The sequence below is a fragment of the Spirochaeta dissipatitropha genome, assembly GCF_054657935.1.
Window position 1 is genome coordinate 242,098 of record NZ_BAAHXT010000001.1, and the last position, 25,471, is coordinate 267,568.

A 25,471-nucleotide genomic window follows, 5' to 3' on the forward strand; every position below is an offset into this window, starting at 1 on the left:
ATTTAACCCATAAAAGCAGATTAATATCATAGAATTGATTACACTGTTTTGTATTGACGGTATGATATGGGAGTGGGTAAGGAAGAATGGGGTTAATTGTCCGGTGGGGTCTTAGATCAACGTATCTCGCATTTCTCCTCATGTGTGCAGCAGTGCTGTTTTCCTGCAGCGTGAGACCCGTTTCAGAAACCGGACTCCTGCCCTCTATAAATGATTCTGTGCTTGATCTGCGAGCTATAGATATTCAGACCCTGCCTGCAATACCTTTATACGGAAACTGGGAGTTCATCTATGGACGCCATGTCATGCCTCAGACTTCAGATTCTGATGAATGGCGAGGTGAATCGATCCTTATTCCCGTTCCTTCCAGCTGGAAAGGGCGCAGTTACATGGGGGAAGCCCTGCCTGGCGACGGAATTGCAAGCTATCGTTTGCAGATCCAGACCGATATGGCAGAAGCTGGAACACTTGGTTTGCTTGTGCCTGCCTGGGAATCAGCTCATGAAATTTTCCTGAATGGCAGAAGTATAGTCTCCGCAGGAAGACCTGGTACAGAACCGGGTAACTATGCGCCTTCCTGGTCACCCCGTTTTGCCGTTCTCCCTCTATCTCCCGGGAGCAATGAGATTGTCGTCCACATCAGCAATTTCAGTCATGCCCGAGGTGGACCTGGAATGGTCCCGTATATCGGATCGGTGGAAGAAATCCGCAGATTACGGGAGTCAGGAATTGCAGGAAAGATGTTTTCTTTCGGCAGTCTGTTCATTATTTCATTGTACTACGGCGCTATTTTTCTGCTGCGGCGTAAGGCAAAAAGTGCAGTTTTCTTCGCTGGCTTCTGTCTGGCAATGGCGCTCCGGGCTCTGGTGACCGGAGAACATGTGATCATGCTGTTTTTCCCAGGAATTGATTGGGCGCTGCATGTACGGATTGCGTACCTCTCGATAGTCTCAGCGGTGCCTCTGTTTCTGTTTTTCACCGAGTCCCAGTATGGTGAAGATATGCCCCGACCGGCAATATGTTTTTTTGCTGGGGGCAGCTTCCTGTATGCTGCGGTAATTATTCTGACACCTCCTGCTGTCTTTACCCTGTATACCAGCCATTACAGTATGTTTATTTTGCTGGCTGTTCTATCCTGCCTGGTATGTCTTTCAGTTTCGGTGTATCGCAGACGTGAAAATGCGCGATTGTTTCTTGGTACATTTGGAATCTATGCCCTGTTTGTGCTCAATGACATTCTATTTTTCCAGCAGCATATATCAACCGGTTATCTTGCATCCTATGGATTTATTCTTTTTGTATTTATGCAGGCGCTGCTGCTCGCCAGACGATATGCCGCATCTATTGTAAAAAAAGAAATGGCAGAGGCGGCAAGCAGCGCCAAGAGCCTTTTCCTTGCCAGCATGAGTCACGAGATACGGACTCCTCTTAATGGTGTGATCGGCTTCAGCGATCTCCTCCGTGAAACAGAGCTTTCAGCACAGCAGCAGCGTTATGTTTACAATGTAAATGAATCAGCCCAGGCTCTGCTGGATATAGTGAATGACATTCTTGATTTTTCCAAAATTGAAGCAGGCATGCTTGACCTGGAAGAGCATGAGACCGAAATCCGGACTCTGCTTGAAAGCTGCGTTGAAATGCTGGACTATACAGCAAGTCAGAAGAAACTCGATCTTGTTATGTCTGTTGAGTCTGAGATACCGGAAATTGTGTTGGTGGATTCAGTGCGGCTCAAGCAGGTCCTGGTCAATCTGCTTGGAAATGCTGTGAAGTTTACTGATTCAGGTACAGTGGAACTCAAAGTCAGGTATCGGTCGCTGGAGGAAGATTATGGAGAACTGCATTTCTCTATCCGGGATACCGGAATCGGAATTTCCCGGGAGCAGGGGCGTATATTGTTCAATCCTTTCTCGCAGGCAGATAGTTCTACTACACGGAAATTCGGCGGCACCGGCCTCGGTTTGAGTATTTCTTCTCTACTGGTACAGAAAATGGGATCCAGAATAGAGCTGGAAAGTTCACCTGGCAAAGGCAGTACGTTTTCTTTCAGGATTGCTGTCAGGACGAGCCAGGCAAAGACAGGTCAGCCGGCAGACCATGCACCGAAGGTTTCGCGACATCATAGGGACGGATTGGCTATTCTCATTGCTGATGATGTTTCAATGAATCTGCTCATGCTGAAAGCCATGCTTGAAGCCTTTCTTCCCGATGCCGTAATTCTTGAAGCCGGGAACGGGCAGGAGGCGGTGCAGATGTTTCAGGAGTCACGTCCGGATATAGTATTCATGGACATACACATGCCGCTGAAGGATGGGCTTGAGGCAGTCAGGGAAATACGTGAATTCGAGAGATTCTCGGGTGGGCATGTTCCGCTTATTGCCTTGACCGCTGGTGCCAATATTGAAAAGATGGAACAATGTTTTGCTGCAGGAGTCGATGATTATCTGGCCAAGCCGATCAATCAGGCACGGATCAGGGATATACTCGATCGATTTCTGGCTACATAGTTACTGGACTTTGCAAGGAGAAATATATGCCATTGAGTTTTGATCTGTCTCTGGAAGAAATGTACGGGTATCAGGGACGAAATCCCCGGCCTGATGATTTCGAGGGATTCTGGGCCCGTTCTGTTGCTGAGCTTGATGCTGTTAAATCGGACCCCGAAATTATGCCTGCCGATTTTACCTGCAGTTTTGCCCGATGTGATCATCTGTATTTTAATGGTACGGATTCAGCAAGGATACATGCCAAGCTGCTCAGACCAAAGAAAGCTGCTGCGGGATCCGGCGGCCCGGCCCTGTTGATGTTTCATGGTTTTACTATGGATTCCGGTGACTGGACAGGCATGCTGCCCTATGTCGCTGCCGGTTTTACCGTTGCCGCCATGGATTGCCGCGGACAGGGTGGGATGACTGACGATCCCGGAGTCAGACAGGGAACAAGTCTTCATGGGCACATTATCCGGGGCCTGGAATCGGCACTGCAGGGACAGCCTGAAAAGCTACTGTACCGGCATATGTACCTTGATACCCTGCAGCTTTCCCGAATAGTAAAAAGTCTGCCAGAGGTCGATTCCCGGCGGATTGGAGCGACAGGGTGGAGCCAGGGCGGTGGTTTGACCATTGCCTGTGCCGCCCTTGATCCGGATATCAGGAAAATCGCACCGGTATACCCCTATCTGTCTGATTACCAGCGGGTATGGGAAATGGACCTTGCCCTGCACGCCTACAATGGCCTGCGGGAATTCTTTCGACATCATGATCCCATGCATCTGCGAGAGCAGGAAGTCTTCCGTAACCTCGGCTACATAGACATTCAGCATCTTGCCGACCGTATCCAGGCCAAAACCTTCATGGGGATTGGTCTTGCCGATCAGATATGCCCACCCTCGACCCAGTTTGCTGCCTATAACCGCATTCCCGGCGAGAAGGAGCTGGCAATCTACCCGGACTTCGGGCATGAGGGCCTCCCCCGGCACAATGACAGCATATTCCGGTTTTTTATCGATTTGTAGATATCTTCTTGACAGCTCCAGCTTTGTGTTCTAAAGTTACTTTGTAATGCAAAGTAACGTGATATCCACAGCTGGCCGCTCTGGCTGTGCCGTGTTCAGGGGGATATATGTCAGAAAAAAAGCACGACTATTTGCGGGATGTGCAGACAATCAAGGGTATACTCGAGGAGCGGGAGGACAGGGTTCTGCTTCCTCCCTGGTCATTCTTTTCCTGGGCCGTGGTAATGCTGCTTGGCCTTGGGGCAAGCTTGCTGGCGGTGAGCAATGGCTGGGGGGCGCAGCAGGTTGCCCTGAGGATCTGGACGGCGGCAATTTTACTGGGGGGCTTGTGTGAGTCCTTCGGTTGGCTGCAGTATCTGCGGCGCAATGAGCGTGCCTTTCTGACGTCGAGCCATATCAAGCTCCTGTCTTCTTTTATGGGGGTGGTCTTCGCTGCCTGCGGAATAGCATTTTCGCTCGCTCTCCGCGGCGTTGATATTTCTGCCGAACTGCTGCTGTTGTTATCGATCTGTTTTTTCCTGCTCGGAATCTTTACCTTCAAGGCATTGTTCATTGAGTCCTATGTGCTGCTGGCTGCGGGACTCATCCTGATGCTTCTGCGGGCACTGGGACTTGCAGATTCTGAATCACTATATATAGCCAGCGCTTTGATGGTATCTGCCGCCTTTATTGTGGCTGGAATTCATACCGGAAGGGTAATGAAGCGACGCCATGGCTGAACTCTACACAAGATTCGACAATGTGTTTTTCGAGAAAACTCGTCTTTCATTGCTGACTTTGCTGTATCGCGAGGAGAAGATGACCTTCAATGTACTCAAGGAACAGCTTGCTCTGTCTGACGGAGCTTTATACACACACCTGGAAAAACTGATACAGGCCGGGTATGCGAGCAAGAGCAAGGAAGCGGCTGGTTTGACCGTACAGACAGTTTATTGCCTGACCGATTTCGGTGCTGGTGAATTTCTGGCGTATCTGGATTTCCTGAGGGAAGTTATCCGTAACGGGGAGGAAAAATGAAAAATCAAATGTTGATACTGACTGTAGTGCTGCTCCTGGCAGGCGTCGGTTCGCAGGCTGGTGCAGAGAGCACGGTTTATCCAGCTGGTGATGCACTGCTTCAGGAAATGGAGCAGGCTCTGTTTCCAGAAAGCTACCGCATGCGTATGGAGATGAACACCATTGAATCCAATGGCCGGGAACGTCCCATGGAACTGTCGGTCTGGTACCGGCGTGGAACCGGGAGCTATATGGAAATTGAGGCTCCTGCGCGTTCACGCGGGACAAGGTTCCTGCAGCGGGAAGATTCCCTGTGGATGTTCGTCCCCCGCAGTAATTCCCGCAATGCTATCCGGCTTTCCGGCAGGGATTCCTTTCAGGGAAGCGTTTTTTCAAACCGGGACATCGGTGAATCAATGTACACCGAAGACTACAGGGCCTCAGTCAGCGGACGCGGGAGTATGAATCACCCGGAACTCGGAGAGATCAATTATTACATAGTGGAAATGCTGCCGCGCCACGATGCGGCTGCTTACGGAAGGGTAATTGCGCATGTAGAAGTGGAGTCGAATCTGCCAATCAGCATGCAGTATTTCGTACGGGCCGGGATGAAGATCAAGGAAATGCATTTTTCTGATATTCAGGAAATAGCCGGCAGGAAGCGCCCGCTCCGCATGGAAATGATCTCACTGGAAGAAGAGGGCAAGCGCTCGATTGTCCAGATCCTTGAACTGGAGGCTGATAATGCACTACCTGACCGCATTTTTACCCAGCAACATCTCACCCGCTGATCTCACCCGAGGTGTGTTGATTCTGCTGTTCTGTTTGACAGTAGCGTGTGTGCCGGCTGCTGCGGCCAGTGACTACAGTCTTCAGGCTGATTTTGATTTCGGACTTGTACATATTTCGGAGCACAGTCTGGCAGGAGCCCCGGGCAATATTGAAGGTGACATTCTGATTCCTTTCCTGATGATGCGTGCAGACCACCGGATACTGTATGAGTGGGGTGAGTTTGCAGTCCGGCACAGTTTTGCCAGTACCGGTCCTATGCCAGGTGCTGCGGTTCATGAACTTCAGCAGCTCTCGGTCTATCTATGGGCTCTGGATCCACTCACTCTTCGCTTGGGAAGGATTTCTGCCCCATGGAGCTTCGGCTATGTGTTTGAGCCCTCGAACGCTTTGCATGTCTCTGTCGGGAAATCATGGTTTGATGGAGCTGCTGTAACATGGACTTTTTCACCTGACTGGAGTCTGACTGGAATTCTGAGGGCTGATACAGCTTTTCCTTCATCGGACTTTCGTTGGGGGCTTCGCCTGAATGGCTATGTCGGGGGTGTTGAGTCCCATCTTTCTGCCCTGTATCAGCCCGGGAAACTTCTGCGACCCTCAGCCGGGCTTAGTTATTCGCTTGGTCCCCTTGTGCTGCATGCGGAAGCTGCTGCTGAGTTGATCGGTGAGGATTCCGGAATGAACGGCCTGCTTCAGGAAGGCGCAGCAGTTGAGAGCCTCTGGTCTTCCGGCGTATCGGTCCTGGATGGTTCGCAGGCAGGATATGCGCTGAGCGGTGGACTGAACTGGCAGCATTATATTGGCTTGCATGGACTCAGTGCTGTACTGGACTATGTCTATACAAGCGCTCCGCCGGCGGATTCCGGAAATCAGCTGGTGTTCGTTCAGGCTGCTTATGACTACGATCAGCGTTTCTCATTTGAGCAGGCTCTGATCCTGACGAAAGAAATGCAGCGGGCAATGAGTTTTTCTTCGGTAACTGTGATTCCTTACGATTCCCTGGAATTTACGGCTGGAATTATGGCTGCTTCCGATTTTGGATCGGATTCTGTGTCGGACTGGTGGAAATATCAGACTGCCTGGTTTGGAACACGGGTATATTATTAGGAGGCTTTATGGCATTGGTGGAACTGAAATCGGTACACAAGGATTATTATCTGGGCAAGACGGTTATTCATGCCCTGAAGAACATTGATCTGGAGATTGAATCCGGGGAGTTTCTGGCAGTCATGGGGCCATCAGGCTGTGGAAAATCTACCATGTTGAATCTTATCGGCTGCATCGACGCCCCTACTTCTGGTGAAGTCTATCTTGACGGTGAGAACGTAGCTGATTTGAACGATGATCAGGAAGCTGAAAAGCGCCTGAATTCAATCGGCTTTATTTTTCAGTCTTTTAATCTGATTCCCGTGTTGAACACTGCCGAGAATATTGAATTCCCGCTGTTACTGGCACGCGTACCGAAGCTGGAGCGCAGAAGAAAAGTCGACCGGCTGATGGAGCTTGTGGGCCTGGAAAACCATCGGAATCATCGGCCCGAGGAATTGTCGGGGGGGCAGCGGCAGCGGGTAGCTATTGCACGTGCGCTGGTCAACGACCCCAGACTGGTAATTGCAGATGAACCTACTGCAAATCTGGATAGTGAGACGGGACGTGATATTGTAGAAGCGATGCTGCGCCTGAACCGTGAGGAAGGTGTGAGTTTTCTCTTTTCTACCCACAACCCTGAGGTGACCCAATACGCCAGCCGCATTATCCAGTTGAAAGACGGAATAATAGTCGGGGGGCAGTAATATGTTTATAAAAATGGCTGCACATACCCTGGTGAAGCATCGGAAACGGAGCCTGCTGATTCTTTTTGCAGTTATGGTTTCGGTGCTGGTAATGGAAGTTGTAGCAGGAATGTTTTATGGAATCCGTGAGAATTTCTACCGGAATCTCAGTCAGGAAAGCGGGCATGTTCTGCTTTCAGCTGAGGGCAGGAAAAGCAGCCTGAATCCTTTCTCACTGGATTTCAGCATAGATGACTACCGTCAAATTCTTGAAGAGCTTCGTGCTATGCCTGAGGTGCTGAATGCCGAAGCGGTAATGAGTTTTGGCTCGCTGCTGCAGACAGGGGACAGAAATATTGCTATGGCTGGCCTTGGACTGCATCCGGATACCGGACTCTATGAGAGTGTCCGCAATGGTATGATTACGGGTAGTTTCCCACCTGATGCTGGAACTGTGTTGATCTCCAGCGCGATAGCCGAGCTTCTCGGGATTTCGTATTCCAGTGAGGACGATCAACTGCTGGGCAGTGCAGAAATATTGCTGGTGGTAGAGGATAGTACCGGCAGTCCATTTTATCTTGCATTCGAGCCTGGGGGTGTGTTCAGTACAGCATCACAGGATTTTGACGAGAATCATTTCCTGATTCAGCATAATGATGCTGAGGATCTTCTGTATCTCGAGAATCAGACAATGGAAATTCGGGTGTTACTCCGAAATCCGGACAGTGCTGCCGACATCGCTACCGGGCTTCCCGGGAGACTTGGAGAGGCTTCGAAAAGCCTGGAAATCCGTAGTTATATCGAGGTCAATGAGGGGCTGGTCAGTCTGATCGAGATGATGGACTTTTTTGTTATATTCATGAATCTCTTTGTTGTGATCATCGTGGCTACTGTAATTACCAACGCCATTCTCATGAATGTGTTTGATCGAACGCGGGAATTCGGCACAATGCGTGCAATCGGGCTGAAACGTAAAGGCTTGATCGGAATGATTATGACCGAGGGTTTGATTCTCGGGGCATCCGGCAGCCTGCTTGGTCTTGTGCTCGGCATTCCTGTAGTGCTGTATTTTTCCGTCAATGGTATTCCCATGGGCGGTATCTCGGATGCATTGGGCATGGGCAGCAGTGATTTCTACTTCGGCTATTCAGCGTTTAACAGTCTCATGAATGCATCCGGTGGTATCATTATTGCACTTGCTGCATCCCTCTATGCTGCGCTGGTGGGCAGCCGTCTTTCAATTATGGAGGCCTTGCGTTATGACTAAATTGATTTTCTGCATTGATATGATACAGGTTGCCTTCAGGAATATCCTCCGCAATCCCAGGCGTACGATTCTCAATGTCATCGCCCTGGGGCTTGGTATGTCGATCATGCTGGCGTCTCTGGGGTGGATGCGCGGATATTTCAGCACCTTGTATAGTGGAATGATTAATCTGGATACGGGGCATGTACAGCTGCTGCATCGGGATTACCTTGATGAAGAGCGCCGGATGCCGCTGGATCTTGTTATTGATGACTATCGGACTGTTCGTTCGGAATTATCGCGGCGGAGTGGTGTCTCTGCAGTCTCGGGGCGTATTCACTATGATCTTGAGCTTGGAAACGGCCGTGAGTACATGCCGATGCGCGGGAGGGGAATCGATTTTGACCATGAATTCGATATTACCCGGATACGGGATTTTATGGAGTCCGAGGGCGCGGAAACGGGAGTCCTGATCGGCAGGACTGCTGCTGAGCTGCTTGGTGTACAGACTGGTGATACTGTGTTTATCCGGGTTCGGGATCGCCATGCAGCGCCGAATACGACGACCATGACTGTGGCAGGAGTTTTTTCAACCGGATATCCCCTGTTTGACCGCTATCTGGTTCTAAGTGATCTTCAGGAAACCAGCCAGCTGCTTCGTATGGATAATTCTGTAACACACATGGCGCTCAGGCTTGAAGATGGTCTGAATCCTCAAAGATTTGCGGCCATGCTCAATAATGAGCTATCCCCGGATATGGAAGCGTATCGATGGCAGCGTTTTGCCCGGAGCATGGTTGCAGCTGTTGAAGCAGATATCGGGGCATTCAGCATGCTGATTGGAATTCTGTTTCTGCTGATAATTCTTGGTATTCTCAATTCTATGTCCATGACCGTGCGCGAGCGAAACCGCGAGATCGGTACAATGAGGGCCATAGGCATGAAGCGCCGTGAGCTTTCGGCATTGCTCCTGACCGAGGGGGCGGTAATAGCATTGCTGTCCTCAGTGGTGGCTCTGCTGATAGGGGGGAGTTTTGCAGCCTATGTGCAGTTTGTCGGATTCGATATTGCTCAATTTATGCCACCGGATCTACCGATTCCATTCGGTGACAGATTTTACGGGGATTACCGTATTCCTGACTACCTGATTTCTCTGGGGATTGGTGTTGCTGCCGCAGTGCTCGGAACCTTGATTCCAATACGCCGTGCAGCGAGGCTCAATGTTGTAGAAACGATGAGAAGCGGGGCTGTATAGCCCCGCTTCTGCTCGGCTCCGGGACAGCTGGCGCGGGATCAGGAGAACTGTGGCACCGGTCTGTCATCCAGGAAAAGCTGAGGGTCTATCTCCAGCAGCCGGCAAATGAGTTCTGCCATCTCAGGGACACGGACAGCATAGGTTTCTGCATCGCCGAAGAAGCCCTGCACAGCGATGCCCCTTTCCAGCAATGGCTCACGCATTTTGCTGTAATTCTGTGATACATCTCCGCCTGAACTGTGATGCCGTCTCATGGGACGCTCCATGGTTTTTCCGCCGGGAAGTAGAATCTGCATGCTGGTGTATTCGTCGGTGAGACGATCCGGAATATCCATTACCTCTTCGAGCATATGAATTGTGGTGTTGGGTCGCATGCTGCAACCGATGAAGAGCAGCTTTGCCTGGTAATCAATCAGTTTTCCCCAGCATCCACTCCTCGGGCAGGGGGTCTCCGAGAACTCTTCACCTGAAATAAAGGACTCTGCATCTCTGCCGATTGCGGCTACCGAATGGGTTGGGTGCAGGCTGCGCTGTGCTCCAGGTCGATTGCGGAATAAATCGCTCAGTGCGCCGACACACGATGGCTCTGTTTCCGGATCGTACAGCGTTTTTTCTTCCGGGATCTGTTTCCATGTATGAGTAGGGAACACGAGCAGCCCATCAGAGAGATGCTGTGTCAGCGCGTCGAAAATGGATTCGGGCCCGCCCGTAACTTCCCCGATTGACTTCAATGATGAATGAACGAGTACAGTATCGGTCGCAGTTATTCCCAGCTCATGGAGCTGAGTGCTCAGAGTTTTTGTCGTGTGCATGACTGATTGTATCCGCTTATTAATGTATGGTCAAAGAAATCGCAATAGCAAAAAATTGCTTGACGCATGCAATAAACGGGTGGAAAATATAAGTAAATTGTATGGGTATAGGAGGGTATATGAAGGTTCGATTTCGAATATCGTCAGGTATTTTGGTAATGCTGCTGATTGCATTGGCGGGCTGTGCATATCTCGATATGCCGACAGACGCGGATGTCGCTGATGCAGCTGCACGCAGCACTGGCTCCGAATGGGAGCTGGTTTGGCAGGATGAGTTTAATCAGGGCTCTCTCAACCTGAATAACTGGGATTTTGATCTAGGTGACGGTAGTGCAGTCGGAATTCCCGGATGGGGAAATAATGAGCTGCAGTATTACACCAATGAGTCCCAGAATGTGTTCATACGAGACAACAAACTTGTAATACGTGCTATCAAGGAAGATAGATCCGATAGCCTCGGCGAAGGAGAGTATACGAGTGCCCGGATTGTAACCCGAGGCAAACAGTCATTCCTGTATGGCCGTATTGAAGCAAGAGCGAAGCTGCCCGAAGGAAAGGGCCTCTGGCCCGCAATCTGGATGCTGCCTGAGTGGGAAGGTGCACATGCCAGCGGTAAGTACGGTGGTTGGGCTGCATCAGGAGAGATTGATATTCTGGAAGCCAGAGGTAGCCGGACAAATCAGGTTACTGCAGCCATACATTATGGCGGTGAATGGCCAGATAATACCTATAGTTCCGGCTCATACAGCTGGAGAGGAAGAAATACCGGTTCCATAACAAACTTCAACGATTATGCCTTCGAATGGGAACCAACAGAAATGCGCTGGTACGTGAATGGCAATCTGTTCTTTACTGCTAACCGATGGCATAGCACCGGCGGTGATTACCCGGCACCTTTTGACCAGCCCTTCCATCTGCTGGTGAATCTTGCAGTCGGAGGTCATTTTGACGGTGATCCTCCGGACAATGCTGATTATTTCCCTGCTGAAGTTGAGGTTGATTATATCCGCGTATATCAGCGCTCGAATGGTGATGACAACGGCGGAGATGACGGTGACAACGGTGATGACGGTGATGACGGGGGCGGATCATCTCCTGGTGGACCTCCCAGCGGCCGGGGACCGAACAGGTAAATCCTGAGCTTCTTGCAATAGTCTGAACGCCATGAGCCCTGCAGTTGAATCTGTGGGGCTCTTTCTCAGTGGTCAGAAAACGTCACAAAGGTCTTTTCTAAATTCTTTATCTACAGATAGTTACATCGGTTTTTTTCAATCCCAATGCAAATACACAATTGATACTGTCTAAGTTTCTACTGGGAAACAAATTAACGTCATTTCTTTGTGATGTTTTCTGACGACTATTGAGAGCCACTACATTTTTTAATTAATTGCTTGACGCCTGAAATAAACCGTGTGAGAATGTAAAAACATTTACAAATCTTCAGGAGGATTTATGAGATTTCGTTTCAGATTATCGTTAGGTATTTTAGCAGCTTTGCTGATTGTGTTTGCAGGCTGTTCATTTGTAGATACACAGGAGGCTACAGGATCACTGGATGTCACTGGACGCAGCGCTGGTTCCGAATGGCAGCTGGTCTGGCAGGATGAGTTTAATCAGAATTCGCTTGATCTGAATAACTGGGATTTCGATCTTGGTGACGGCAGTGCAGTCGGGATTCCCGGATGGGGAAACGGTGAGCTGCAGTACTATACCAATGAATCACAGAATGTATTCATACGGGATAACAAGCTTGTCATCCGTGCTATCAAGGAAGATCGATCAGACGATCTGGGAGAAGGTGAGTACACAAGTGCACGTCTGGTTACCCGCGGATTGCAGTCATTCAAGTACGGCAGATTCGAAGCTCGAATGAAGCTTCCTGCAGGTGAAGGTCTCTGGCCGGCACTGTGGATGCTGCCTGAATACGATGGTGGACATGCCAGCGGTAAATACGGTGGATGGGCGGCTTCAGGCGAGATCGACATTATGGAAGCTCGCGGCAGCAGAACAAACCAGGTTACCGGTGCAATCCACTATGGTGGTGAATGGCCAAATAATACCTACTCATCAGGATCCTACACCTGGCGCGGCCGGAATGTCGGTACAATTACCGAGTTCAACGATTTTGCGCTTGAGTGGGAACCAGGTGAAATTCGCTGGTACATAAACGGAATCAATTACTTTACTGCCACTAACTGGCACAGCACTGGCGGCGATTTTCCTGCCCCCTTTGATCAGCCCTTTCACCTGCTTGTGAATCTGGCTGTAGGTGGATTCTTTGATGGAGATCCGGCAGACAATGCTGATTATTTCCCGGCTGAGATGGAAATTGACTACATTCGTGTATATCAGCTTGGTGATGGCAGCGGTGACAATGGCGGTGATGACGGTGGTGACGACGGAAGCGGCGATGACGGAGATGATGGCTCCGATGACGGCGGCTCTGGTGGACCTCCAAGCGGACGCGGCCCGAACCGCTGAGGCGGATAAGGTACATAGAACCAACACGCCCCGCAGTGAAAACTGCGGGGTTTTCGTTCATCTGTGTATCTGTTTGAGAAGGTTCACGCCAAGATAGGTCTTCGGAGAGTTTCTTTCATCGCTTGGAATTGCGAACAGGTGTTCAAGGAACATTGCGGCGGCACCATGCGCAACGGCATATTCACCCATTTGACTGAATTCAATTCTGCTTTGAACCGGATAATCATAGGAATTGTTACGGTTGATTTCTTCGAGGAACATCGGCTCTATTATGTCTTTCTCCTCCACTATGTTTCCACCGATATAGATATGCGAGACATCGAGTATATTCGCTGTATAGCCAATGTGTCTTGCAAGCTCCTGGATTATCCCCTTCCTGGCATTCCGGTTTGCAAGGGCATTTCTGATTTCGTCATCGGAGAAGGAAAACTGCGAGCTGTTTTTTTCTTTCCAGAGAATACTCTGGAACTCTCCGGATGCATAATGAGAGCCATGATAAACACTACCATTGATTACTATTCCGATGCCGACGGCCAGTGTTACATCATCAAGTTTATCCTTGCGCGGGTGTCTGAATTCGCCCAGGACATAGACCATGTTCTGTGACCGCTGGAAGCCCGCCAGGGCCAGTTCTCCCCAGCAGCAGCAGTTGGCGTCATTCTCTATAAAAATCGGAAGATCTATGTGTTTTCTGACCAGAGAAACAAAATCAAGTGGTTCAAAAATATCCAGAGGATTGGATCGTTGAATAATTCCATTGTAGGGGTCAATCAGTCCAGGCAGGCCGAGTGAAATTCCGATTAGAGGGCTTTTCTGCTTGCTGCACTCCTGCTGAAGCAGTTTCAGTACCAGGGTAAATGCTTCTGGTACATCGGTCTGCGCTGGAAGTACATCAGAAATCCTGAACAGGATTGTACCGTTAAGATCTATGCCTACGGCATGAAATGTATCAGGCTGAATTTCTATGCCGAGTATGTAGCCGAAGCTGGTATTCAAGCTGAGTGCTTTTGGCCGTCTGCCTACACTTGTGCTTGCAGAATCCATGCTTCGGGATTGAATCAGGCCGGTGTCTTCCAGTCGTGCAATAATGCGGGAAACGGTCGAAGGATTCAGATTCAGATTACGGGCAAGATCCGTCTGGGTAGTTGTCCTGGACATCCATATGTCACGCATAACCATGCTGGTGTTAAGAGAAAGTACATCACCTTTTTTATCCATAATCCTGACCTGCCCCTGTGTTTCTGTTTTCTGGCGGTTTTAGTATTTCAGGATGTAGGTTAATGTATTTTTCTTTTCATATCCATAGGGCAATTTCTATGATTTCATTCTGAGTTTCTGCAGTGCCTGATGGTAGAAGTCCAGGAAATCGCTGTCATCCTGGTATTCCTGTAACACAGAGACTCCGAACAGGTTGACGCTGCCATGTGCTATTGAAGTGCTGCTTCTGTAGCTGGTAGAATCCTTCCAGATGGTTGTGCCGTCGGTCGATTTCATCTCAACAGAAATTTTGACCCGGGGATATACCCGACGTACCTGCATGTCGATTTCCTGGACACCGATGTTATGTCCTCCGGTCCGGGAGTAGCTGAGTTCAATATCTATGAACAGATCGGGAATTTCAGCTGCACTGCCCACAGGGTAACGGAGTGATCGATCGTGTCTCCATTTGCCCTTTCTCCCCGGGAAAGATCGAGCACTGGCAGATTCGTAATCTACAAGTGGTATATCAAAGTCGTAAATGAGAGATTCAATTGTTACATCCTGAATGGCCTGTCCGAGAATCTCCACGGCATCCTTGTCAAACTTTTCCTGTTCGATCTGCGTCTCTGCAATGGACTGTGCAATCATTATGAGCATGCCGATTTCACCCCTGGGGTTGGACTCGGCTTCAGGGGGATTGAAGCTGATGTTGATTCTGCGGAGACTTACAGCCTCGAACTGGCTTCGATCAAGCGGCACGGTTGAACATGCACTGAATATAAGCAAAACAGCACAGGCGCTAAAAAGTAATCTCTTCATGCTTATTTATACACCAGCGAAGCTGAAATGTGTCCCTTTACGTAAAAGCCTTCTGCAGTTTTTCTGCAGAAGGCTGTGGTAATTTGCCCGAAGACAGAAATCAGGATCAGATTTTCAGCAGTTCAGCAAATGCCTTCAGTGCCGGGTGCATTCCGCTACCGCCCAGGACCTGTTTGGTGAGGACCTTTCCGAGCTGTACGCCTTCCTGGTCAAAGCTGTTCAGATTCCATGTCAGGCCCTGGAACATAACCTTGTTCTCGAAATGAGCCAGAAGAGCGCCGAGAACCCGGGGGCTGAGCTTTTCTGCCAGCAGAAGACTGCTGGGTCTTTCGCCGGGGAAGTTTTTATTTGGATTGTCGCTGCTCTGACCCAGGGCGTAGGCAGCAATTTGTGCCGCAAGGTTGGCGTTCAGTTTTGCCTGGCTGCTGGATCCGTCAAAGTCGAGATCTCTGCCGCCCTGGTTTTTTATAAACCCGATAAACTGCAGCGGAACGATATCGGTTCCCTGATGCAGCAGCTGGTAAAAGCTGTGCTGACCATTGGTGCCTGGTTCACCGAAGATCACTGGACCGGTAGCATATGCGATCGATTGACCGTCCCGATTGACCTGTTTCCCGTTGCTCTCCATGTCCAGCTGCTGCAGATGTGCAGGAAAGCGGGAGAGTGCCTGACTGTATGGCAGAACAGCTGTCGCCGGAAATTCCATAACATTCCGCTCGTAGACACCAATCATAGCATCGAGGAGGGCAGCGTTCTTGCGGATATCAGGTTCGAGGGCTGCGGTATCTGCTTCTGAAGCTCCTGCAAGGAATTCATCAAAGACCTCTGGTCCAAATGCAAGGCTCAGAAGAGCCCCGCCAACGGCACTGGTGGAGCTGTAGCGGCCGCCGATAAAATCATCAATAAAGAAGGAATCCAGATATTCATCGGATGCGGCCAGGGGACTGGTTTCGCTGGTTACGCAGATCATATGCTTGCGGGGTTTCAGTCCCTGAGCTGGTGATTTCGAAAGTGCATCGATCACAAAAGCCTCATTTGTCAGGGTTTCCTGGGTGGTTCCGCTCTTGCTCACCAGAATGAACAGCGTTGACTCCGGATCAATACGGGACAGTACTGCAATAGCGTCATCCGGGTCCACATTAGAAATGAACTCAGCTCGCATCCTGTTTCCGCCCTTGTAGGCTGCATCCTGCTTCATCAATGTCTCGAGGGCCAGGTACATCGCACGCGGGCCAAGATCTGATCCGCCAATTCCGACCTGAACGACTGTATCGAAGGCTTTGCCAGTGGATCCAATAATCTCTCCGGCATGTACCTTCTGCGAGAAATCGGCAATGCGCTGCTGCTGTTCGCTGTAGAAGCTACGCAGGTTTTTTTCGTTATGTACTACATCTGCCGCCAGCTGCCCGCGGGTCAGGTGGTGCAGTACCTTCCGGTTTTCACCGGGATTCATTGTCTCTCCAGCAAGAATGTCCCAGTATTTAGGTATCAGTTCCTGTTCTTCACTGAGTTTCTGCAGGATATCGAGAATTTCTTCGCTTACTGCCTTGGCTGCGTAGTTATATACGAGCCCGCTGCCAGCATTTACCTGATATTTCTGTACACGCTCTGCAGTCAGCACGTCCTGCAGCCGTATCTTTCCGGCCTTGAGCAAGGCCTTGAAGGCAGCCGTTGAGTCAAGATTCCTGTAGGTTCGTTCTTCCATAGTGTTACTCCTTGAAACCAGCGGGGTTTATTTTTCGTGAAATCCGGCCATAGCCCGCATCTCCCGGGCCGGACCTTTATTCGGCAGCTTCCGCTCATGAACCATTGCCTGTACACCGGTGGCGAGGCCATAGAGGTTTATGAATCCGGTAGCATCGGAATGATCATATGCACTTTCTCCGAAACTTGCCAGATCTTCAAGGTATAATGAGTAGGGAGATTTTCGGCCGGCAATCGTAACGCTTCCCTTGTAGAGAATTACCCGAACTGATCCGGTGGCATACTGACTGGCGGTCTCTATATAGGCATCCATGCTTTCGCGGAAATGTGTGTACCATTTTCCGGCATAGACCTGCTCTGCATATTTTAGGGCCAACTGGTTTTTCATTGCCAGTGTCTCGAAGTCCATAGTAATCATTTCGAGTTCTCTCAGCGCGGTATGCAGAATGGTTCCAGCTGGAGTCTCATAGACCCCACGGCTCTTCATGCCGACCAGTCGCGTCTCAACGATATCCGCACGGCCTACGCCGTTTTCCCCACCGACCTTATTCAGATATTCCAGAATAGCCAGGGGCTCCATCTTCTCGCCGTTGAGGCCGACCGGGAGACCCTTTTCAAAATCTATGATCAATTCTGTTTCCTGGTCTGGTGCATCCTTGGGGGCCTTGGAGAGAATAAACATTTCTTCACGTGGACGTTCCCAGGTGTTTTCAAGCTCGCCGCCCTCATGACTCATGTGCCAGATATTCCAGTCCCGGCTGTAAATGTTCTTTTTGGAGATGTTGCCGATCGGTATATTATGCTGCTGGGCATACTCAATTGCCTGTTCGCGGCTGGTAATGTTCCAGCTTCTCCATGGTGCGATTATTTCCAGATGCGGAGCGAGAGCCTTGTAGGTCAGTTCGAAGCGTACCTGGTCATTTCCTTTTCCGGTACAGCCGTGAGCAACCGCATCCGCGCCTTCTTCAAGTGCGATCTCGACCTGTTTTGCTGCCTGCAGCGGGCGGGCAATACTGGTTCCGAGGAGATATTTGCCTTCGTAGATTGCTCCGGCGCGGAGCATGGGCCAAAGCATGTCCCTGGCAAACTCTTCACGGATATCACATATATGGAGCTTGCTGGCGCCGCTGGCAAGGGCCTTTTTTTCCATTGCTCCCCAGTCTTCATCCTGGCCGACATTGGTGCAGACCCCGATGATTTCGGCTCCGTTGTACTGTTCCTGCAGCCATGGAATTATTATCGATGTATCGAGTCCGCCGGAATAGGCCAGGACGATTTTCTTGATTTCACGTTTTGTCTGTTTCATGCTACATGCTCCTTTTTTGTGATTGCTTGATTTCGCTCAGTACATCGCGCAGAATTGCTGTGCCCTTATGAATATCCTTATCGCTGATAGTCAGTGGCGGTGCTATTCTGATCAGATTTTCTCCGCTGCGCAGGATCAGGAGTCCCTTTTCACGGCAGCGGTCGATAATCAGTTTTATCGGCTGATCCTTGGCCTCCGGCAGGTCGATGGGCAGGCCTACCAGAAGACCTTCTCCGCGCATCGATCCGCAAAAATCAAAATCAGCGGATATTTTACGGAGTTCGCCTTCCAGCACCGCAGCTTTGTTCCTGACGCTGCCGAGAAATCCGGGCTGATTGATTATGCTCCAGACCCGTTTTCCGACTGCTGTGGTTACCGGGCCGCCTCCGAATGTCGATCCATGGTCTCCGATCTGTATTTCATCATTAATCGCTGCGGTAATTATGGTGGCTGAAAGAGGGAGCCCTCCTGCAAGCGGCTTGCTCAGACAGATTATATCCGGATTAAGTCCGCTGTTCTGGCTGGCGAGCAGGCGACCGGTTCGGCCGATCCCGGTCTGTATTTCATCTGCTATGACCAGGATATCATGCTTGTCAGCTTCTTCCCGGATGGCTGAGATGAAGGAAGGTGAGGCGATAGAGAGGCCTCCTTCACCCTGAATCGGCTCAAGTATGATTGCAGCAACCTTGTTGTCCTCATTCAGGGCCTGACGAAGAGCATCCGGATCGTTAAAAGGCAGCTGACGGACGCCTGCAATCAGGGGGTAAAAAGGTGTTTTGTATTTCTCGGTACTGGTTACAGACAGCGCCCCCATGCTGCGCCCGTGAAATGCATTGCTGAATGATATGTAGCCGAAGTTTTCTGCTCCGCGCCTGTTCCCGGCATATCTGCGGGCATACTTCAGGGCTGCTTCTATGGCTTCTGTCCCGCTGTTGCCGAAATGAATTGCCTGATACTGCCTGCCTGGAATAACGCTGTTGATGTCGCTCAGTATGTTCTGGGCAAGATCAACGGCTGGTTCAGTTGCATAGAGGTTGGAGGTATGAATCAGTTTTTTCATCTGCCTGGCCGCGATTTTTGCCAGATCCTTTCTGCCGTAACCCAGGGAATTTACTGCTATACCGGAACCGAAATCCAGGTAGCGTTTTCCCAGGGTGTCATACAGATACGAGTCCCGTCCGTAATCAAGCAGCAGAAATTCACTGCCGTAATTACGTGGGAACGGCGGTTCATACACGAAGCTTGAGGTTTCAAAACGTGCCAATGTGGGTCCCCCTTTTTCCTGTCAGCAGATCAAGAAGCTGACCGCTTACAGCATAGTCACCGATGCAGACAGTGCCAATCCCCTCCTGAATACCGGAAATGGCCGAGCGGGTTTTGGCAATCATACCATCGCGGATTTCGTCCTCCGCAATGGCTTGTTCAATCTGCCCTGCACTGAGTTCCGAGGCAATGTTGCCGTGAATTATTACCCCCGGTATATCCGAAATGTATACGAGAGCAGATGCTTTCAGACCTTCGGCTATTCCTCTTGCGAATTCATCGGCATTAATATTCATGGGCCGTCCCTGGGAGTCCTGACTTACAGAAGCAATTATCGGGAACATGCCTGATTCATGGAGAATATGCAGAATCTCGGGATTAACGGCGGCAACGGTGCCTGTGTGTTCAATAACTGCTTTGGCAGTGCACAAGCCGGCGTCACAGCCATTCAATCCGATGCTTGGAATGCCCTGTTTGTGAAACAGACGGACGAGCTCGGTGTTCATTTCTCCGGCAAGAACCTGATCGGCTATCTTCATGTCCTGTGGTCCGGTTATTCTGACCCCGTCTGTGAATCTTGCCTGAACCCCCAGGAGGGCTGACAGTGCGGTTACCCGGCTGCCCCCTCCGTGAACAAGGGCTACCTGTACGCCTGCTCTCAGCAGCTGCCCGATCTCATCGGCCAGTGATCGCATGCAATCCTGATCGGTTACCGGTCTGCCGCCGATTTTTATAACAATACAGCGGTATTTTCTGCTGATATCCGTTAGTGCGCTCATGCTATACCTCCCCGAATATCGGCAGCCCGCAGGTCTCTTCAAATCCCATTCTGATGTTCATGGCCTGAACTGCTTGTGAAGCTGCTCCCTTGTACAGGTTATCGATTGCCGAGAAAAGTAGCAGATTGCTGCCTTCTTTTTGTATTGAGATCTGGCAGCGCGATGTTCCCCGGACAGATTTGGTCATGGGGAGTGTTCCCGGCTTCAGAACCTCGACACAGGCAGAATCGGCATAGGCTTTGTATAGCAGATCATGAAGAGCATCCTGATCCAGATCTGTGTTGTCCTTCAGTCGGGTTGTGATTGTTGCCAGCATACCCTGCTTCATCGGTACGAGGTGCGGTGTGAACAGGAGTTCCGGCTCATTGCCGGGTTTATTGAATATTCCGATTTCCTGTGAGATTTCACTCCAGTGACGATGGCTTCGGCCTGGAAGGTATGCATTCATGTTCTCGCTGCGCTCGGCAAGAAGTAGATTCATCTGGGCTTTTTTTCCTGCACCGGTCAGGCCTGACATAGCATGTATGTGGATGTGGCTCTCAATGAGTCCTGCTCGCAGAAAGGGTATCAGCGGGAGAAGTGATGCTGTCGGGTAGCAGCCGGGGCAGGCGATGAGTCCGGCCGTTTTCAGCTCTTCACGATACCATTCAACAAGTCCGTATACTGCATGCTGCTGCAGTTCAGGATATGGTCTGTCCTGGCCGTATGCTGTCCGGAATCGTTCATCGCTTTTCAGCCTGAAATCTGCCGAAAGATCGAAAACAGGTATTTTCCCGATATATTCTGCACAGAGCTCAGCTGAAGTCAGGTGCGGCAAGGCTGAAAAAACAACATCAGGCTTGAAATCACGGACTTCGTCCGGCGATACAAACCTGCTCTTGCAGAGTTCGAGATTTCGGCTGGACTCTGGAATTCCTGGATCGTAGTCAGTCAGCAGGCTGCCTGCAAGGCTGCGTGAGGCAGGAATCAGATCTGATATCCGGGGATGTTGAAGCAGCAGTCGGGTAAGGGTCATTCCGATATACCCGTTTGCGCCGATTATAGCGGTTTTCATTTTTTTCTCCTGAAGTGATCCGGCTTATTCTTCAAAGCCGGGGATTCTATCCCGCAAAGTCTGCAGAAAATCATTGCGCTGGACATTTTCTGCCAGCACAAGCAGGACAGCATCGTCACCGGCAATTGTGCCGAGCAGTCCGTCCAGGTGCAGACAGTCCAGCGCTATGGCTACACTGTTGGCGTGGCCGGTCAAGGTTCGAAGTATAGCTACAGGACTGGAGAATTCGATGGATAGATACCCACGAAGAAAATCATGAATGTGATTTCTCTCGTTCTCGCGGCGTTCCTCGTCACTGGGGAGCGCATAATAGTAGCCTTCACCACCTTCAGCGACCTTGCCGACCTGCAGGTATTTCAGATCTCGTGAGAGTGTGGCCTGGGTAACCATGAATCCCTCATTATGCAGTTGTGTCAGCAGGACTTCCTGGCTTCGTATACGGCTGGCTCGTATGAGCTTTTTCACCGTACGTAACCTCTGTGTGCGGTCTTTCATGAATATATATTCGGATTTTTTGCATAAAATTGCAATATGTTTTCACTGGAGTTTTGGCTGTTTATAGCCGATACTGAAGGTATTATGGATGCTCAGCCGAGAAAACCGCATGCTGGTGATGCTGTCTTTACCGTAGAAGTCTCAGATGATGGTTTGCAGGCTTTCGGAACCTTTCGCCCTGCGGTCGGTAAGGGGCAGGATCTCAGTATGGACTATATAGAAGCAGTTCTGTTCCAGAACAGCGTATCCTACAATATCAGATGGCTTGAAATCCGCCAAGCAGTAGAAACATGCAATACCAGTAAACAAGCGATAAACCGTCTCTTGATAGCAGAAGGGGACAAACCCGAAGCAGTGCTGCCCGAACGTCTTGTGGTTGAGGCCAGATTCCGTCGGCGTCATCCGGTACCCGGTGCGGTACAGCGTGACTCCGGAGTTATAGATCTGCGTGAGCGACATCTTTTTATCGTAGTCAGTGAAGGCGATCAGGTTGCTCACAGAGTTCCTGCGCGAAGCGGTGTTGAGGGCAGATCTGTGGGCGGGGAGGCTATACCAGCCCCGGAACCGCATGTGCCGCTGCCTGTCTGCGGAATGAATCTTGAGGAGAACGATGGTAAGGTTACCGCCCTGGTTGGCGGTCAGCTCATCTTCGATGATAAGAAAATAGAGGTTCTTGAGACACTACAGCTTGCGGCAGGCATCGGGTATCACACCGGACACATCCGTTTTCCCGGGAATATAGAGCTTGCAGGGCAGGTCAAACCGGGATTCAAGATCTGGGTCGGAGGCGATCTGCATTCCAAAGATACCCTGGATGTCACAGAAGTCTATGCCGAGGGCCGGGTTATCTGCGATGCGGGAATCATGGGGCATGGGAGTGGATTGCTGCGCAGCAAGGCTGGGGTTCGTGCCAGGTTTGTCGAAAACGGAGTGGTCGAGTCCCACAAGGCAATTTATGTGCAGCAAAGTTGTCTGCATGGCAAACTGCGTACTCTTGACCGCGTTGTTTTTGGCGACAAGGCCAGAGTCGTCGGCAGTGAGATAGTTGCCGGCAACGGAGTGTTTGTTCACAGTCTCGGCAGTCCACGCGGGGGGAAAGTAACCGTATGGGCAGGTATCAATTTTATAACCGAGCGCAAGATCGAGAATATCCGGCAGCAGGTGGAGCGGATAGTCAGCAGAATTGCAAAACTCCGGATGTACCGCGAGCAGCATCCAAACGAGAAAATAGACCGCCGCATGAGGGAGCTTGAAGAAAAACGAAACGAAATGCAGCAGCAGATCGGGGATCTTCTCGTTCATCTGGATGCAAATGAACAGGCGATTGTCGCGGTTCGGGATTCTGTGTATCCGGGAACCGTGATCTACATATGCCGCTCCTATTACGTTGTCAAGGAGACACTCAAGTCCGTACAGTTTTCACTGGATGCGACGAGTGGAAAAATTACGTACAGCAAATTCGAGCGATCCGTATATCCCCGGCTTCAGGAACTGGAAACCGGGGAAGATGATCAATGATGAAGGCGTAACTGCTGGAGGCTGGGCAGGTAGGTCCTGTCTCCATAGAGATAGTCGGTTTCTTCCTGCAGCAGCTCTGCATCACTGGCTGACTGAAAAACTCTCGGGCTTGCGTCCATGCCGGGGATTTCAATATCGCCGCAGCCGTTCGGGGCACCGCTCAGTATAATTTCCTGACCATCAGTCAGTGTCATTCTTATCTCGATACCGTCCTCTACGGGTCCTTCATTATGGTGTTCTGCCTGAATACTGCGTCCGTCGAGGCTGCGCATGCCCGGTCCATCGATTGTCCACTCCATGCGCTCTGCAATCCACAGGAGATAGAGCTGAACCATAGCCTTGCGTCCGCCTTCAATGTGTATTGCACTGATTTTTTCCGCCAGCGGCAGGCTTTCTTCCCGGTTGAACGCCCAGGCTGTCAGTTTCCTGACAGGCAGACCGCGCTTCCAGGCAAGGTCAGCTATCAGAACATGTTCATCTGCGATCTGATCAAGATAAATTCTGAACATTTCTCCTACAGGATCCTGGGGACTGAGCGGGAAATCACTGTCAAATATAACCTTGTCCGCATGTCCCACGGCTGCTGACAGAATATCCTCGTTTCCGACTACCCGGTCGAGCCAAAGCACGAAAACGGGAATATCCCGGACAAGCAGTGGGGTCCATGCGCCAGGCTGAGCGCCGAGTTCATCACGGCCGCATTCAATGAGTATTTCCTGAAAGCAGATTGCTTCACCGCTTTCGCCTTCCCTGCATCTTGCCGAGACTGAAACACTGCTCTCTTCGTTCGAGCTTCGCTGGATTCTGATTACCCGGGCGGTGCGCTTTCCAAACATGCCGGAATAGAATTCCTCGGCCCGGTCCTGGCTTTCCTGCCGGGTAAATACAACGAGGTTGAACAGTGTGGCCCGTGAACCGTAAGGCGAGGCTTCCTGCTGGAGGCGTCTCAGTTCGTTCTCGATTTTTTCCGGTATCAAAACGATGCTCATATTTTCCTCCATTTCCTTTCACCCAGCAGAATTCTGGAAAGTTCCGGTCCTGAAGATCCTGCGGGGTATGGTGCCGGCGGGGTGGTGTCGTTTTCCCAGCCCCGAAGTATTCTGGTAATAAATTTCCAGCCGGCCTCAATTTCATCTCTTCTTGTGTAGAGCGTTGTTTCTCCGAGGATTGCATCAAGAATGAGCCTCTCGTATGCCTCAGGACTTTTAACACCGAAGGCGGATCCGTAGGAGAAGTCCATGTTTACCGGACGCATTGCATTTTCATGGCCGGGGATCTTGGCGTTCGCGTGTAGTGTTATTCCCTCGTTTGGCTGAATTCTGATTACAAGTATGTTCTGTGAATGCTGGCTGTCCACCGGATTGAACAATGACAGAGGCGGGTCCTTGAAGTACACGGCAATTTCGGTTGTCTTCTGCGCAAGCCGCTTGCCTGTTCTCAGATAGAAAGGTACGCCGGACCAACGCCAGGTATCGATAAACACCTGGAGTGCGGCATAGGTCTCTGTATAGGAATCATCCGGGACCATGTCCTCCTCGAGATATCCGGGAACCGCAGTTCCTTCCGAGAAACCGCCGGTGTACTGTCCTCTGACGGTATATTTCCCGGTTTCGCGGTATGTGATCGGATGCAGGGCCTGCAGCACCTTCACCTTTTCTGATCGTATAGCTTCAGCGCCGAGTGAGGAGGGGGGCTCCATGGCAATAAGACTCAGGAGTTGGAACATGTGATTCTGAACCATATCCCTGAGCGCTCCTGCCGAGTTATAGTAATTTCCCCTCGTACCGACACCCAGACTCTCGGCGACTGTAATCTGTACATGATCGATGTGGTTTCTGTTCCAGATTGGTTCGAAAATCGAATTCCCGAAACGCAGCATCATTATATTCTGCACGGTTTCCTTGCCGAGGTAGTGATCTATCCTGAAAATCTGTTCTTCGGAGAAATATTTGCCCAGAAGCTGATTCAGACTGGTGGCACTGGAAAGATCCCTGCCAAAAGGTTTTTCAACAATAATACGACTGAATCCATTGGGACTTTGATGATGGCCGCTTTCACCGAGCCTGGTAATAATATCTCGATAGACATTGGGGGGAGTGGAGAGGTAGAACATCCGGTGCTTGAAGCCTTCATTCAGGAGTTTGATTTCAGCATACCCTGCCGGATCATCGAAGTTGGACGATATGTAGAACAGATTGTCAAGAAAACGGGCCTTCAGTTCATTACTGCCTGAATGCTTCTCCAGTGCTTCCGACATACGATCCCGGAAATCCTGACTGCTCCAGGGGCGCCGGGCGAATCCAACGAGCCTGAAGCGGGTTATGTATCCCTTCTGGTAAAGCGAATACAGGGCGGGAACCAGTTTTCTTCTGGTGAGATCACCGGTTGCTCCAAAAATATACATAACGAAGGGGCGGGTATCGCGATATGTTTCCAGCCCCTGCATGAAAGGGTTCTGCTTCATGCTC

Annotated in this window: 23 protein-coding genes; 12 read left to right on the top strand and 11 right to left on the bottom strand. The window is 50.5% G+C overall.

The window, feature by feature from the left end:
• Positions 1-86: 86 nt before the first annotated feature.
• The 9 genes from ACYQ2L_RS01005 to ACYQ2L_RS01045 all read left to right on the top strand — a co-directional run bounded on the left by ACYQ2L_RS01005 (position 87) and on the right by ACYQ2L_RS01045 (position 9,572).
• A complete protein-coding gene (locus ACYQ2L_RS01005) occupies positions 87-2,507 on the top strand; it encodes an ATP-binding protein (protein WP_460050105.1) in 2,421 nt (806 codons plus the stop codon).
• A gap of 26 nt (positions 2,508-2,533) precedes the next feature.
• Positions 2,534-3,514, top strand: coding sequence for an alpha/beta fold hydrolase (locus ACYQ2L_RS01010; RefSeq protein WP_460050107.1), 981 nt, complete (start codon positions 2,534-2,536; stop codon positions 3,512-3,514).
• A 107-nt stretch (positions 3,515-3,621) separates the two neighbouring features.
• Entirely contained in the window at positions 3,622-4,233 is a 612-nt protein-coding gene (locus ACYQ2L_RS01015) for a hypothetical protein (protein WP_460050109.1), read from the top strand.
• Positions 4,226-4,531, top strand: coding sequence for a transcriptional regulator (locus ACYQ2L_RS01020; RefSeq protein ID WP_460050111.1), 306 nt, complete (start codon positions 4,226-4,228; stop codon positions 4,529-4,531). The genes ACYQ2L_RS01015 and ACYQ2L_RS01020 overlap by 8 nt, the downstream gene beginning before the upstream one ends.
• On the top strand, positions 4,528-5,301 hold the full coding sequence (locus ACYQ2L_RS01025) for an outer membrane lipoprotein-sorting protein (protein ID WP_460050113.1): 774 nt from the start codon (positions 4,528-4,530) through the stop codon (positions 5,299-5,301). The genes ACYQ2L_RS01020 and ACYQ2L_RS01025 overlap by 4 nt, the downstream gene beginning before the upstream one ends.
• On the top strand, positions 5,255-6,406 hold the full coding sequence (locus tag ACYQ2L_RS01030; protein WP_460050115.1) for a hypothetical protein: 1,152 nt from the start codon (positions 5,255-5,257) through the stop codon (positions 6,404-6,406). The genes ACYQ2L_RS01025 and ACYQ2L_RS01030 overlap by 47 nt, the downstream gene beginning before the upstream one ends.
• 8 nt (positions 6,407-6,414) lie before the next feature.
• Positions 6,415-7,092: an ABC transporter ATP-binding protein gene (locus ACYQ2L_RS01035; RefSeq protein WP_460050117.1), complete on the top strand. Its 678-nt coding sequence runs from the start codon at positions 6,415-6,417 to the stop codon at positions 7,090-7,092.
• A gap of 1 nt (position 7,093) precedes the next feature.
• Positions 7,094-8,338 carry an ABC transporter permease gene (locus ACYQ2L_RS01040; protein WP_460050119.1) on the top strand — a complete coding sequence of 415 codons (1,245 nt, stop codon included), beginning with the start codon at positions 7,094-7,096 and terminating at the stop codon, positions 8,336-8,338.
• Positions 8,331-9,572: an ABC transporter permease gene (locus ACYQ2L_RS01045; protein WP_460050121.1), complete on the top strand. Its 1,242-nt coding sequence runs from the start codon at positions 8,331-8,333 to the stop codon at positions 9,570-9,572. The genes ACYQ2L_RS01040 and ACYQ2L_RS01045 overlap by 8 nt, the downstream gene beginning before the upstream one ends.
• A 38-nt stretch (positions 9,573-9,610) precedes the next feature.
• Here ACYQ2L_RS01045 and ACYQ2L_RS01050 read toward each other — a convergent pair whose 3' ends face one another.
• Positions 9,611-10,384: an AAC(3) family N-acetyltransferase gene (locus ACYQ2L_RS01050; protein WP_460050123.1), complete on the bottom strand. Its 774-nt coding sequence runs from the start codon at positions 10,382-10,384 to the stop codon at positions 9,611-9,613.
• Between the two features lie 119 nt (positions 10,385-10,503).
• Here ACYQ2L_RS01050 and ACYQ2L_RS01055 point away from each other — a divergent pair, with 119 nt between their 5' ends.
• Positions 10,504-11,517: a glycoside hydrolase family 16 protein gene (locus ACYQ2L_RS01055; RefSeq protein WP_460050125.1), complete on the top strand. Its 1,014-nt coding sequence runs from the start codon at positions 10,504-10,506 to the stop codon at positions 11,515-11,517.
• 319 nt (positions 11,518-11,836) lie between these two features.
• On the top strand, positions 11,837-12,865 hold the full coding sequence (locus ACYQ2L_RS01060) for a glycoside hydrolase family 16 protein (protein ID WP_460050127.1): 1,029 nt from the start codon (positions 11,837-11,839) through the stop codon (positions 12,863-12,865).
• A 57-nt stretch (positions 12,866-12,922) separates the two neighbouring features.
• Here ACYQ2L_RS01060 and ACYQ2L_RS01065 read toward each other — a convergent pair whose 3' ends face one another.
• The 8 genes from ACYQ2L_RS01065 to ACYQ2L_RS01100 form a co-directional block, all read right to left on the bottom strand.
• The gene (locus tag ACYQ2L_RS01065) at positions 12,923-14,083 is read right to left on the bottom strand and encodes an ROK family transcriptional regulator (protein ID WP_460050129.1); all 1,161 of its coding nucleotides are present in this window, start codon (positions 14,081-14,083) and stop codon (positions 12,923-12,925) included.
• Positions 14,084-14,179: 96 nt separating this feature from the next.
• Positions 14,180-14,884, bottom strand: coding sequence for a hypothetical protein (locus ACYQ2L_RS01070; RefSeq protein ID WP_460050131.1), 705 nt, complete (start codon positions 14,882-14,884; stop codon positions 14,180-14,182).
• 106 nt (positions 14,885-14,990) lie between these two features.
• Positions 14,991-16,589: a glucose-6-phosphate isomerase gene (locus tag ACYQ2L_RS01075; RefSeq protein WP_460050133.1), complete on the bottom strand. Its 1,599-nt coding sequence runs from the start codon at positions 16,587-16,589 to the stop codon at positions 14,991-14,993.
• 27 nt (positions 16,590-16,616) lie between these two features.
• On the bottom strand, positions 16,617-17,894 hold the full coding sequence (locus tag ACYQ2L_RS01080; protein ID WP_460050135.1) for an argininosuccinate synthase: 1,278 nt from the start codon (positions 17,892-17,894) through the stop codon (positions 16,617-16,619).
• Between the two features lies 1 nt (position 17,895).
• Complete coding sequence (locus ACYQ2L_RS01085) at positions 17,896-19,158, bottom strand: aspartate aminotransferase family protein (protein WP_460050137.1); 1,263 nt, start codon at positions 19,156-19,158, stop codon at positions 17,896-17,898.
• Positions 19,145-19,936, bottom strand: coding sequence for an acetylglutamate kinase (gene argB, locus ACYQ2L_RS01090; protein WP_460050139.1), 792 nt, complete (start codon positions 19,934-19,936; stop codon positions 19,145-19,147). Before argB ends, ACYQ2L_RS01085 begins: the two co-directional genes overlap by 14 nt.
• Position 19,937: 1 nt before the next feature.
• Complete coding sequence (gene argC / locus ACYQ2L_RS01095) at positions 19,938-20,990, bottom strand: N-acetyl-gamma-glutamyl-phosphate reductase (RefSeq protein ID WP_460050141.1); 1,053 nt, start codon at positions 20,988-20,990, stop codon at positions 19,938-19,940.
• A gap of 24 nt (positions 20,991-21,014) precedes the next feature.
• Complete coding sequence (locus tag ACYQ2L_RS01100) at positions 21,015-21,485, bottom strand: arginine repressor (protein WP_460050143.1); 471 nt, start codon at positions 21,483-21,485, stop codon at positions 21,015-21,017.
• A 36-nt stretch (positions 21,486-21,521) separates the two neighbouring features.
• Here ACYQ2L_RS01100 and ACYQ2L_RS01105 point away from each other — a divergent pair, with 36 nt between their 5' ends.
• Positions 21,522-23,003, top strand: a complete 1,482-nt coding sequence (locus ACYQ2L_RS01105; RefSeq protein WP_460050145.1) for a flagellar assembly protein A — start codon at positions 21,522-21,524, stop codon at positions 23,001-23,003.
• On the opposite strand, the gene ACYQ2L_RS01110 is transcribed toward ACYQ2L_RS01105, so the two are convergent.
• Both ACYQ2L_RS01110 and zwf read right to left on the bottom strand, forming a co-directional pair.
• A complete protein-coding gene (locus ACYQ2L_RS01110; RefSeq protein WP_460050147.1) occupies positions 22,997-23,992 on the bottom strand; it encodes a glucose-6-phosphate dehydrogenase assembly protein OpcA in 996 nt (331 codons plus the stop codon). The two genes, ACYQ2L_RS01105 and ACYQ2L_RS01110, sit on opposite strands and share 7 nt — an antisense overlap.
• The gene (gene zwf, locus ACYQ2L_RS01115; protein ID WP_460050149.1) at positions 23,989-25,467 is read right to left on the bottom strand and encodes a glucose-6-phosphate dehydrogenase; all 1,479 of its coding nucleotides are present in this window, start codon (positions 25,465-25,467) and stop codon (positions 23,989-23,991) included. Before zwf ends, ACYQ2L_RS01110 begins: the two co-directional genes overlap by 4 nt.
• Positions 25,468-25,471: the final 4 nt, after the last annotated feature.